We start from the raw sequence: 11626 nt of genomic DNA, 5'->3' as shown, positions 1-11626 counted from the left end.
GAAAGTAGCGGCGAGCGAAATTGGAGTAGCCTTTACGAGGCGAAAAGAACCCCGGGAGGGGAGTGAAATAGATCCTGTAGCGGATGAGCTGTGGATAGGGGTGAAAGGCTAAACAAACTTGGAAATAGCTGGTTCTCTCCGAAAACTATTTAGGTAGTGCCTCAAGTATTACCGTAGAGCACTGTTATGGCTAGGGGGTCATGGCGACTTACCAAACCATTGCAAACTCCGAATACCGATGAGTACAGCTTGGGCGACAGAGCACCGGGTGCTAACCTCAAGAGGGAAACAACCCAGACCGCCAGCTAAGGTCCCCAAAATTGGCTAAGTGGGAAACGAAGTGGGAAGGCTAAAACAGTCAGGATGTTGGCTTAGAAGCAGCCATCATTTAAAGAAAGCGTAATAGCTCACTGATCGAGTCGTCCTGCGCGGAAGATGTAACGGGGCTAAGCCAGTTACCGAAGCTGCGGATGTGCAATGTGCACGTGGTAGGAGAGCGTTCTGTAAGCCTGTGAAGGTGGGTTGTGAAGCCTGCTGGAGGTATCAGAAGTGCGAATGCTGACATGAGTAGCGTTAAAGGGGGTGAAAAGCCCCCTCGCCGAAAGCGCAAGGTTTCCTACGCAACGTTCATCGGCGTAGGGTGAGTCGGCCCCTAAGGCGAGGCAGAGATGCGTAGCTGATGGGAAACAGGTAAATATTCCTGTACCGATCAATAGTGCGATGTGGGGACGGAGAAGGTTAGCTCAGCCAACTGTTGGAATAGTTGGTTCAAGCGTGTAGTCGTGCTCTTTAGGCAAATCCGGAGAGCTTAGATGAGGCGTGATAACGAGTCTGCTTGCAGACGAAGTGAGTGATACCCTGCTTCCAGGAAAAGCCACTAAGCTTCAGCTATTGACGACCGTACCGCAAACCGACACTGGTGCGCGAGATGAGTATTCTAAGGCGCTTGAGAGAACTCTGGAGAAGGAACTCGGCAAATTGACACCGTAACTTCGGAAGAAGGTGTGCCTCTAGTATGTGTAGAGATTTACTCTCGAAGCAGAATGGGGCCGCAGAGAATCGGTGGCTGCAACTGTTTATTAAAAACACAGCACTCTGCAAAGACGAAAGTCGACGTATAGGGTGTGACTCCTGCCCGGTGCTGGAAGATTAAATGATGGGGTGCAAGCTCTTGACTGAAGTCCCAGTAAACGGCGGCCGTAACTATAACGGTCCTAAGGTAGCGAAATTCCTTGTCGGGTAAGTTCCGACCTGCACGAATGGAGTAATGATGGCCACACTGTCTCCTCCAGAGACTCAGCGAAGTTGAAATGTTTGTGATGATGCAATCTCCCCGCGGAAAGACGGAAAGACCCCATGAACCTTTACTGTAGCTTTACATTGGACTTTGAACAGATCTGTGTAGGATAGGTGGGAGGCTTTGAAGTGAGGACGCTAGTTCTCATGGAGCCAACGTTGAAATACCACCCTGGTGTGTTTGAGGTTCTAACCTTGGTCCCTTATCGGGATTGGGGACAGTGTATGGTGGGCAGTTTGACTGGGGCGGTCTCCTCCCAAAGTGTAACGGAGGAGTTCGAAGGTACGCTAAATACGGTCGGAAATCGTGTTGATAGTGCATTGGCATAAGCGTGCTTGACTGCGAGACTGACAAGTCGAGCAGGTACGAATAGGACAAAGTGATCCGGTGGTTCTGTATGGAAGGGCCATCGCTCAACGGATAAAAGGTACTCTGGGGATAACAGGCTGATACCGCCCAAGAGTTCATATCGACGGCGGTGTTTGGCACCTCGATGTCGGCTCATCTCATCCTGGGGCTGTAGCCGGTCCCAAGGGTATGGCTGTTCGCCATTTAAAGAGGTACGTGAGCTGGGTTTAAAACGTCGTGAGACAGTTTGGTCCCTATCTTCCGTGGGCGCTGCAAGATTGAGAGAGCCTGCTCCTAGTACGAGAGGACCGGAGTGGACGCACCTCTGGTGTATCGGTTGTCACGCCAGTGGCATCGCCGAGTAGCTAAGTGCGGAAGAGATAACCGCTGAAAGCATCTAAGCGGGAAACTCGTCTCAAGATGAGTCTTGCCGGGGCCTTGAGCCCCTGAAGGGTCGTTCGAGACCAGGACGTTGATAGGCTGGGTGTGGAAGCGCAGTAATGCGTTAAGCTAACCAGTACTAATTGCCCGTGAGGCTTGACCCTATAACTTTGACAGTTCAGGCGATGGAAACATCAGCCGGTCTGATCAAGGATTATTGAGGACACAAGTTATACCGTTCTTCAGAAGTCAGATCATTCAACGAAATGATCCAACGTGTGAACGCAATCAAAACCAGCTGATTCGAAGTGCAATACATGACAAACTCATGTATACTGCGCAGCTCTACAAATTGGGCCTGTTGAAAATCTCTGACGAGACTTCAGCAAGCCAACCAGTTAAGCCTGATGACCATAGCGAGGCGGTCCCACTCCTTCCCATCCCGAACAGGACAGTGAAATGCCTCAGCGCCGATGATAGTGCGGGTTCCCGTGTGAAAGTAGGTCATCGTCAGGCTAATATCTATGCAAAACGCCCGGTCACATGGCCGGGCGTTTCTGTCTCTGAGTGTGGGTCTGCTAAGGCAGGTCGGGCACTCGGTCCCTAGATGCAAGCGAAGTCTGCCTGGTGTGTGGCAGCGTTTGCATCTGTGGATCCCGCCAGGCTAGGCCTGATGGTAAGCAGAGCAGAAGTTGCAGGCTGATGAAAATCGCATGCAATAGGTGTTGACGATAGTAAAAACATCAGTCATAATCTCGCTTCTGTGCTGTTGACGAGCTGCAAAGCAGTCGACGGACGCAAGACTCGATGCGAGTCGGTCTTGTCAAGATGAGCTTGGCTCTCTTGGTTCTTTAAAAAATTAACAGCCGATAAGCGTGGGCGTTTGAAGGTGAGTTTTGATGCTCGGTGACGAGTATCAAGTCTCTTAGACTTTAAACGCTCACGGAAATTAGATGGAATCATGTAAATGGTTTTGTCGATTCCGTTGAGTAAATCAAGATCGAACTGTAGAGTTTGATCCTGGCTCAGATTGAACGCTGGCGGCATGCCTTACACATGCAAGTCGAACGGTAACAGGTTAAGCTGACGAGTGGCGAACGGGTGAGTAATGTATCGGAACGTGCCCAGTCGTGGGGGATAACTACTCGAAAGAGTGGCTAATACCGCATACGACCTGAGGGTGAAAGCGGGGGACCGTAAGGCCTCGCGCGATTGGAGCGGCCGATATCAGATTAGCTAGTTGGTGGGGTAAAAGCCCACCAAGGCGACGATCTGTAGCTGGTCTGAGAGGACGACCAGCCACACTGGGACTGAGACACGGCCCAGACTCCTACGGGAGGCAGCAGTGGGGAATTTTGGACAATGGACGCAAGTCTGATCCAGCCATGCCGCGTGCGGGAAGAAGGCCTTCGGGTTGTAAACCGCTTTTGTCAGGGAAGAAACGAGTTTCTCTAATACAGAGACTTAATGACGGTACCTGAAGAATAAGCACCGGCTAACTACGTGCCAGCAGCCGCGGTAATACGTAGGGTGCAAGCGTTAATCGGAATTACTGGGCGTAAAGCGTGCGCAGGCGGTTATGCAAGACAGAGGTGAAATCCCCGGGCTCAACCTGGGAACTGCCTTTGTGACTGCATAGCTAGAGTACGGCAGAGGGGGATGGAATTCCGCGTGTAGCAGTGAAATGCGTAGATATGCGGAGGAACACCGATGGCGAAGGCAATCCCCTGGGCCTGTACTGACGCTCATGCACGAAAGCGTGGGGAGCAAACAGGATTAGATACCCTGGTAGTCCACGCCCTAAACGATGTCAACTGGTTGTTGGGAGGGTTTCTTCTCAGTAACGTAGCTAACGCGTGAAGTTGACCGCCTGGGGAGTACGGCCGCAAGGTTGAAACTCAAAGGAATTGACGGGGACCCGCACAAGCGGTGGATGATGTGGTTTAATTCGATGCAACGCGAAAAACCTTACCTACCCTTGACATGCCAGGAATCCTGCAGAGATGTGGGAGTGCTCGAAAGAGAACCTGGACACAGGTGCTGCATGGCCGTCGTCAGCTCGTGTCGTGAGATGTTGGGTTAAGTCCCGCAACGAGCGCAACCCTTGTCATTAGTTGCTACGAAAGGGCACTCTAATGAGACTGCCGGTGACAAACCGGAGGAAGGTGGGGATGACGTCAGGTCATCATGGCCCTTATGGGTAGGGCTACACACGTCATACAATGGCCGGTACAGAGGGCTGCCAACCCGCGAGGGGGAGCTAATCCCAGAAAACCGGTCGTAGTCCGGATCGTAGTCTGCAACTCGACTGCGTGAAGTCGGAATCGCTAGTAATCGCGGATCAGCTTGCCGCGGTGAATACGTTCCCGGGTCTTGTACACACCGCCCGTCACACCATGGGAGCGGGTTCTGCCAGAAGTAGTTAGCCTAACCGCAAGGGGGCGATTACCACGGCAGGGTTCGTGACTGGGGTGAAGTCGTAACAAGGTAGCCGTATCGGAAGGTGCGGCTGGATCACCTCCTTTCTAGAAAATGGTCGAGCAGTTGTTTGCTGCGTGCAGCAGATGACCAGCGAGATCCACATGACTCATTTTTAAGCGCCCACACTTATCGGCTGTGAATACAACATCAGAGTAATAGCGTGAGCCTGCCGAGCTGGCCTCAACAGGCGAGCGTTACTGAGAGGCAGTGCACGCAAGAAACGCGTGGGTCTGTAGCTCAGTCGGTTAGAGCACCGTCTTGATAAGGCGGGGGTCGCTGGTTCGAATCCAGCCAGACCCACCACGGATTTGAAGAGATCCCGGGGGATTAGCTCAGCTGGGAGAGCACCTGCTTTGCAAGCAGGGGGTCGTCGGTTCGATCCCGTCATCCTCCACCAATTTACTCTGAAGGCATGGTTGACAAACCAAAGCATCCGTTGCGCGAAGGCGTGAGCGGTTGTTCTGGTTTGTCAGTCATAAGGCTCGAAAGAGTCGGCTGTTGTTCTTTAACAATTTGTAGAGTCGAATCAGCGCTGCTAGCGGAAAGCGCCATCTCGTAAAGGGGGTGAGCGTACCGTGCCGCTAGTAGCTTTTGATTGCGTCAAACACAAGACTTCAACTGAGCAAGAAATTGTTTAGATATGAAGAACGGCGTAACGCGTGAATACTCAATAAACGTATGGAGCTGAGAGGCTCTGTACGAGTCCTTGACGACAGTGCAGTCAGCGCTGTCAAAGTTATAGGGTCAAGTGACTAAGTGCATGTGGTGGATGCCTTGGCGATTACAGGCGACGAAGGACGTGATAGCCTGCGATAAGCTTCGGGGAGCTGGCAAATTAGCTTTGATCCGGAGATTTCCGAATGGGGAAACCCACCCCGCGAGGGGTAACTCTGACTGAATACATAGGTCATTGTGGCGAACCGGGTGAACTGAAACATCTCAGTAGCTCGAGGAAAAGACATCAACCGAGATTCCGAAAGTAGCGGCGAGCGAAATTGGAGTAGCCTTTACGTTTTAGCATCGTGTATATCAGAACGGAATGGAAAGTCCGGCCATAGCGGGTGATAGCCCCGTATGAGAATGCTGCGGTGTGGAACTAAGCGTAAGACAAGTAGGGCGGGACACGAGAAATCCTGTCTGAATATGGGGGGACCATCCTCCAAGGCTAAATACTCGTAATCGACCGATAGTGAACTAGTACCGTGAGGGAAAGGCGAAAAGAACCCCGGGAGGGGAGTGAAATAGATCCTGAAACCGCATGCATACAAAAAGTAGGAGCCCGCAAGGGTGACTGCGTACCTTTTGTATAATGGGTCAGCGACTTACATTCAGTGGCGAGGTTAACCGAATAGGGAAGCCGTAGAGAAATCGAGTCCGAATAGGGCGAATTAGTCGCTGGGTGTAGACCCGAAACCAAGTGATCTATCCATGGCCAGGATGAAGGTACCGTAACAGGTGCTGGAGGTCCGAACCGACTAATGTTGCAAAATTAGCGGATGAGCTGTGGATAGGGGTGAAAGGCTAAACAAACTTGGAAATAGCTGGTTCTCTCCGAAAACTATTTAGGTAGTGCCTCAAGTATTACCATCGGGGGTAGAGCACTGTTATGGCTAGGGGGTCATGGCGACTTACCAAACCATTGCAAACTCCGAATACCGATGAGTACAGCTTGGGAGACAGAGCACCGGGTGCTAACGTCCGGACTCAAGAGGGAAACAACCCAGACCGCCAGCTAAGGTCCCCAAAATTGGCTAAGTGGGAAACGAAGTGGGAAGGCTAAAACAGTCAGGATGTTGGCTTAGAAGCAGCCATCATTTAAAGAAAGCGTAATAGCTCACTGATCGAGTCGTCCTGCGCGGAAGATGTAACGGGGCTAAGCCAGTTACCGAAGCTGCGGATGTGCAATTTATTGCACGTGGTAGGAGAGCGTTCTGTAAGCCTGTGAAGGTGGGTTGTGAAGCCTGCTGGAGGTATCAGAAGTGCGAATGCTGACATGAGTAGCGTTAAAGGGGGTGAAAAGCCCCCTCGCCGAAAGCGCAAGGTTTCCTACGCAACGTTCATCGGCGTAGGGTGAGTCGGCCCCTAAGGCGAGGCAGAGATGCGTAGCTGATGGGAAACAGGTAAATATTCCTGTACCGATCAATAGTGCGATGTGGGGACGGAGAAGGTTAGCTCAGCCAACTGTTGGAATAGTTGGTTCAAGCGTGTAGTCGTGCTCTTTAGGCAAATCCGGAGAGCTTAGATGAGGCGTGATAACGAGTCTGCTTGCAGACGAAGTGAGTGATACCCTGCTTCCAGGAAAAGCCACTAAGCTTCAGCTATTGACGACCGTACCGCAAACCGACACTGGTGCGCGAGATGAGTATTCTAAGGCGCTTGAGAGAACTCTGGAGAAGGAACTCGGCAAATTGACACCGTAACTTCGGAAGAAGGTGTGCCTCTAGTATGTGTAGAGATTTACTCTCGAAGCAGAATGGGGCCGCAGAGAATCGGTGGCTGCAACTGTTTATTAAAAACACAGCACTCTGCAAAGACGAAAGTCGACGTATAGGGTGTGACTCCTGCCCGGTGCTGGAAGATTAAATGATGGGGTGCAAGCTCTTGACTGAAGTCCCAGTAAACGGCGGCCGTAACTATAACGGTCCTAAGGTAGCGAAATTCCTTGTCGGGTAAGTTCCGACCTGCACGAATGGAGTAATGATGGCCACACTGTCTCCTCCAGAGACTCAGCGAAGTTGAAATGTTTGTGATGATGCAATCTCCCCGCGGAAAGACGGAAAGACCCCATGAACCTTTACTGTAGCTTTACATTGGACTTTGAACAGATCTGTGTAGGATAGGTGGGAGGCTTTGAAGTGAGGACGCTAGTTCTCATGGAGCCAACGTTGAAATACCACCCTGGTGTGTTTGAGGTTCTAACCTTGGTCCCTTATCGGGATTGGGGACAGTGTATGGTGGGCAGTTTGACTGGGGCGGTCTCCTCCCAAAGTGTAACGGAGGAGTTCGAAGGTACGCTAAATACGGTCGGAAATCGTGTTGATAGTGCATTGGCATAAGCGTGCTTGACTGCGAGACTGACAAGTCGAGCAGGTACGAAAGTAGGACAAAGTGATCCGGTGGTTCTGTATGGAAGGGCCATCGCTCAACGGATAAAAGGTACTCTGGGGATAACAGGCTGATACCGCCCAAGAGTTCATATCGACGGCGGTGTTTGGCACCTCGATGTCGGCTCATCTCATCCTGGGGCTGTAGCCGGTCCCAAGGGTATGGCTGTTCGCCATTTAAAGAGGTACGTGAGCTGGGTTTAAAACGTCGTGAGACAGTTTGGTCCCTATCTTCCGTGGGCGCTGCAAGATTGAGAGAGCCTGCTCCTAGTACGAGAGGACCGGAGTGGACGCACCTCTGGTGTATCGGTTGTCACGCCAGTGGCATCGCCGAGTAGCTAAGTGCGGAAGAGATAACCGCTGAAAGCATCTAAGCGGGAAACTCGTCTCAAGATGAGTCTTGCCGGGGCCTTGAGCCCCCTGAAGGGTCGTTCGAGACCAGGACGTTGATAGGCTGGGTGTGGAAGCGCAGTAATGCGTTAAGCTAACCAGTACTAATTGCCCGTGAGGCTTGACCCTATAACTTTGACAGTTCAGGCGATGGAAACATCAGCCGGTCTGATCAAGGATTATTGAGGACACAAGTTATACCGTTCTTCAGAAGTCAGATCATTCAACGAAATGATCCAACGTGTGAACGCAATCAAAACCAGCTGATTCGAAGTGCAATACATGACAAACTCATGTATACTGCGCAGCTCTACAAATTGGGCCTGTTGAAAATCTCTGACGAGACTTCAGCAAGCCAACCAGTTAAGCCTGATGACCATAGCGAGGCGGTCCCACTCCTTCCCATCCCGAACAGGACAGTGAAATGCCTCAGCGCCGATGATAGTGCGGGTTCCCGTGTGAAAGTAGGTCATCGTCAGGCTAATATTTAAGCAACGCCCCCGGTTCGAAAGAATCGGGGGCGTTTTGCTTTGTGGAGCCGACGTTGCGTGGTTCAACTTTGCATCGTTTTGGATCTCAGACGCTGGCGAGCCGATGTTCGATGCCCAGCTCAGAAGGATCACGCCGAGAAGTACCGCCTGATTTGGGCAAGGTCGGAGTTCTCTTTCGCGCTCCGTCCCAGAACTGACGTCTCGAACAATGCGTCGCACAAGGCCCGTTCTCGACGATCCACGGTGCTCAGGAACTCATCTGCGCCTTTCATGGCTCTGAAGGTGTCGAAACCGACTTCAAGGAAACTCTGCAGTTCGGTCAGCCCCGCTGCGCCGGCCGGGCCTCGCATCATGCGCAATGCTTGGCGGAGCAAAGGCTTGCGCGTCAATCGCTCGAGTTCGGCGCCGATCTGGATGGTCAATTCAATCTGCATCTCTCGTTGTTCGCGCATGCCGGTCTTTTGCCAAGCCTGAAGGTAGGCCTCTGGGGATATCTGATCCCCGTCGGCAAATAGTTCTTCAGCCATGCGAGTGTCCAGGTCTTCCGACAGGGCGTGCAGTTCGGCAAGCTTCGCCACTGTGCTCACCACATCACTCGGGAAGAGTCGAACCACGGTTGGCACCACGCGTGCAAACTGTGCGTCTCTACGACTGAAGTCGCCCGGGCCATAGAGATGGTCAAGAAAGAACTGCGCCGCGCCTGTGTAGCGCGGATGCGCGAGCAGATCGGCATAGCTGCGGCGAAAGCGCATTTGTTGAAACTGCTTCAGTTGTTCTGTCATTTGCGGCAGACCTGGGATGCTCAGTCGATATTCGCGCTGCCGTTCAACCTCATGCAGATGGGAAAGAATCGTCTCGGAATGTGGGCGGGACATCGTCCTTGGACTCGTTGAAGCCGGAAGCTCGCCATTTTCTCCCGCCTACACTGAGGCCATGAACGCGAAACTGCAACGTTGGCAACTCTTCTTGCGTCTGTTGGTCACTGCGGCTGTGATGACCCTGATCTGGCGGGCCTATGGTTGGGGCCTAGAGTTTGGCCTTTCGGTCCTGGTCTTCTGGGCTCACGCGCCCTTCATGGCCGTGTCGTTCGCCGCATTACGATGGGTGAATCGCAAGGAGCCGCCAAGCTGGGGGGCTCTGATTCGCGCGTGGTGGACCGAGTTGTTGGCCCTGGATATGGTGTTTGCATGGCAGCAGCCGTTCGCTCATGCCCGGTGGCCCGATACCAGCCCACCGTACTCTGGGCGCTTTCGACCGCTGTTGCTTCTGCACGGCTACACCTGCAATCGGGGCCTTTGGAACTCTTGGTTGCGCGGCTTGTCGGCGTCGGGGGTGCCTGTCCGGGCGTTGACGATGGAGCCAGCCTTTGGGTCGATCGATGAGTATGCGCAGAGCATTGAGCACGCTGTTTCAGAGTTCGAACAGCGCTATCCCGGTGTGGAACCGCTGGTGGTCGCCCACAGCATGGGCGGGCTGGCAGTGCGCGCTTGGTACCGAAAGCAGGGGCGCGAAGGCCGGGTGGCGCGCATTCTGACGCTTGGCACGCCGCATGCGGGTACCTTGCTCGCCCGCTTGGGCCGAGGGCGCAACGGGCAAGAAATGCGCCGTCACAGCAAATGGCTGGCGGAGCTGGCAGCTCAAGAAAGTCCTGCTGTAGCAGCAGAAATGGATTGTTACTACTCGCGCTGTGACCAGATCGTCTGCCCGGTGGAGAGCGCTCGTTTGCCGGGAGCGCGCTCCATCGAGATCGAGTCCACGGGACACCTGGGCTTGGTTTTCCATCCGCAGATCCAACAGGATGTGTGGCGTCTGCTGCAGTTGGAGCCCGAGTCGGGTCCGGCTTTGGCCGCATGAACAGAAAAAAGCCCCAGGCAGCGCAATGCTGCTCGGGGCTCAAGTCCGCGGGTAAGGCTGTGTGACTTCACCCGGGGCAGACGGAATCGATCCGCAGGCTGAAGATCAGTCCTCAGCCTTGAGGACGCCGCGGCGGATCTGGTCGAGCTCGATGCTTTCGAACAAGGCCTTGAAATTGCCTTCGCCGAAACCTTCGTTGCCCTTGCGCTGGATGATCTCGAAGAAGATCGGGCCAATCACTTCCTTGGTGAAGATCTGCAGCAGCAACTCGTTTGGCGCGTCCAGGTGGGCCGCGCCGTCGATCAGGATGCGCAGGCGGCGCAGCTCTTCCACGTTTTCGCCATGGCCCGGCAGGCGCTTGTCGATCAGGTCGAAGTAGGTGTTGATGGTGTCCTGGAACACCACGCCCGTGCCCTTCATCTTCTCGACGGTCGAGTAGATGTGGTCGGTGCCCAGCGCCACGTGCTGGATGCCTTCGCCGTGGTAGAGATCCAGGTACTCGGCGATCTGGCTCTTGTCGTCGCTGCTTTCGTTGATCGGGATGCGGATCTTGCCGCAGGGGCTGGTCATGGCCTTGGACTTGAGGCCGGTCAGCTTGCCCTCGATGTCGAAGTAGCGCACTTCGCGGAAGTTGAACAGGCGCTCGTAGAAATCGGCCCACTCCTTCATCCGGCCACGGAAGACGTTGTGGGTCAGGTGGTCGATATAGGTCAGGCCATGGCCGACCGGTTTGGACTCGACCGGCTTGCCCCCGGCATCCAGCAGGGGCACGAAGTCGACGTCGTAGATGCTGATGTTGCCGATGGCGCCGTCCGGGGCGCCGTCCTTGCCTTGCCAGCGGTCGACGAAATAGATCAGCGAATCCCCAATGCCCTTGATGGCCGGGATGTTCAGCTCCATCGGGCCGGCCTTGTTGTCAAAGCCCCAGGCGCCCAGCTCCAGCGCGCGTTGGTAGGCGTAGGCCGCGTCATTGACGCGGAAGGCAATGGCGCAGATGGACGGGCCGTGCAGGCGCGCAAAGCGCTGGGCAAAAGAGTCGGTCTCGGCGTTGATGATGAAGTTCACATCGCCCTGGCGGTACAGGGTGACATTCTTCTGGCGATGGCGAGCCACGGCGGTGAAGCCCATGGTTTCGAACAGCTTGCCCAGGGCAGCGGGTTCCGGCGCTGCGAATTCAATGAACTCGAAGCCGTTGGTGCCCATCGGGTTGTCCCATGGTGTGAAGGCCATGATGTCTCTTTCTGAAAAGTCTTACGATGGGTCAAGACTGTAGGCTGGAG

The 11626-nt window shown here is 54.0% G+C and carries 3 protein-coding genes, 2 tRNA genes and 5 rRNA genes; 8 read left to right on the top strand and 2 right to left on the bottom strand.

The features are described from left to right. The 7 genes from OOB33_RS24445 to rrf (OOB33_RS24415) all read left to right on the top strand — a co-directional run. Nucleotides 1-2190, top strand: a 23S ribosomal RNA gene (locus OOB33_RS24445); the annotation flags it as partial. 239 nt (nt 2191-2429) lie between these two features. Beyond that, a 5S ribosomal RNA gene (gene rrf, locus OOB33_RS24440) occupies nt 2430-2542 on the top strand. Nucleotides 2543-3028: 486 nt separating this feature from the next. Next, nucleotides 3029-4551: ribosomal RNA gene (locus tag OOB33_RS24435) — 16S ribosomal RNA — on the top strand. Between the two features lie 182 nt (nt 4552-4733). Next, nucleotides 4734-4810 (top strand) — tRNA-Ile (locus OOB33_RS24430). An 18-nt stretch (nt 4811-4828) separates the two neighbouring features. Continuing rightward, nucleotides 4829-4904: transfer RNA gene (locus tag OOB33_RS24425), tRNA-Ala, on the top strand. 345 nt (nt 4905-5249) lie between these two features. Then, nucleotides 5250-8130, top strand: a 23S ribosomal RNA gene (locus OOB33_RS24420). A 239-nt stretch (nt 8131-8369) separates the two neighbouring features. Next, nucleotides 8370-8482: ribosomal RNA gene (gene rrf, locus OOB33_RS24415) — 5S ribosomal RNA — on the top strand. A gap of 138 nt (nt 8483-8620) precedes the next feature. On the opposite strand, the gene OOB33_RS24410 is transcribed toward rrf (OOB33_RS24415), so the two are convergent. Continuing rightward, a complete protein-coding gene (locus tag OOB33_RS24410; protein ID WP_271010509.1) occupies nt 8621-9367 on the bottom strand; it encodes an FFLEELY motif protein in 747 nt (248 codons plus the stop codon). A 58-nt stretch (nt 9368-9425) separates the two neighbouring features. Here OOB33_RS24410 and OOB33_RS24405 point away from each other — a divergent pair, with 58 nt between their 5' ends. Then, nucleotides 9426-10346, top strand: coding sequence for an esterase/lipase family protein (locus tag OOB33_RS24405; protein WP_271010508.1), 921 nt, complete (start codon nt 9426-9428; stop codon nt 10344-10346). A 105-nt stretch (nt 10347-10451) separates the two neighbouring features. On the opposite strand, the gene hppD is transcribed toward OOB33_RS24405, so the two are convergent. Further along, nucleotides 10452-11576: a 4-hydroxyphenylpyruvate dioxygenase gene (gene hppD, locus OOB33_RS24400; RefSeq protein WP_271010507.1), complete on the bottom strand. Its 1125-nt coding sequence runs from the start codon at nt 11574-11576 to the stop codon at nt 10452-10454. Nucleotides 11577-11626: the final 50 nt, after the last annotated feature.

Origin of the sequence: Paucibacter sp. B51, assembly GCF_027863535.1 — a bacterium.
Lineage (GTDB): Bacteria > Pseudomonadota > Gammaproteobacteria > Burkholderiales > Burkholderiaceae_C > Paucibacter_A > Paucibacter_A aquatilis.
This window is presented reverse-complemented; position numbering and strand designations above follow the sequence as displayed.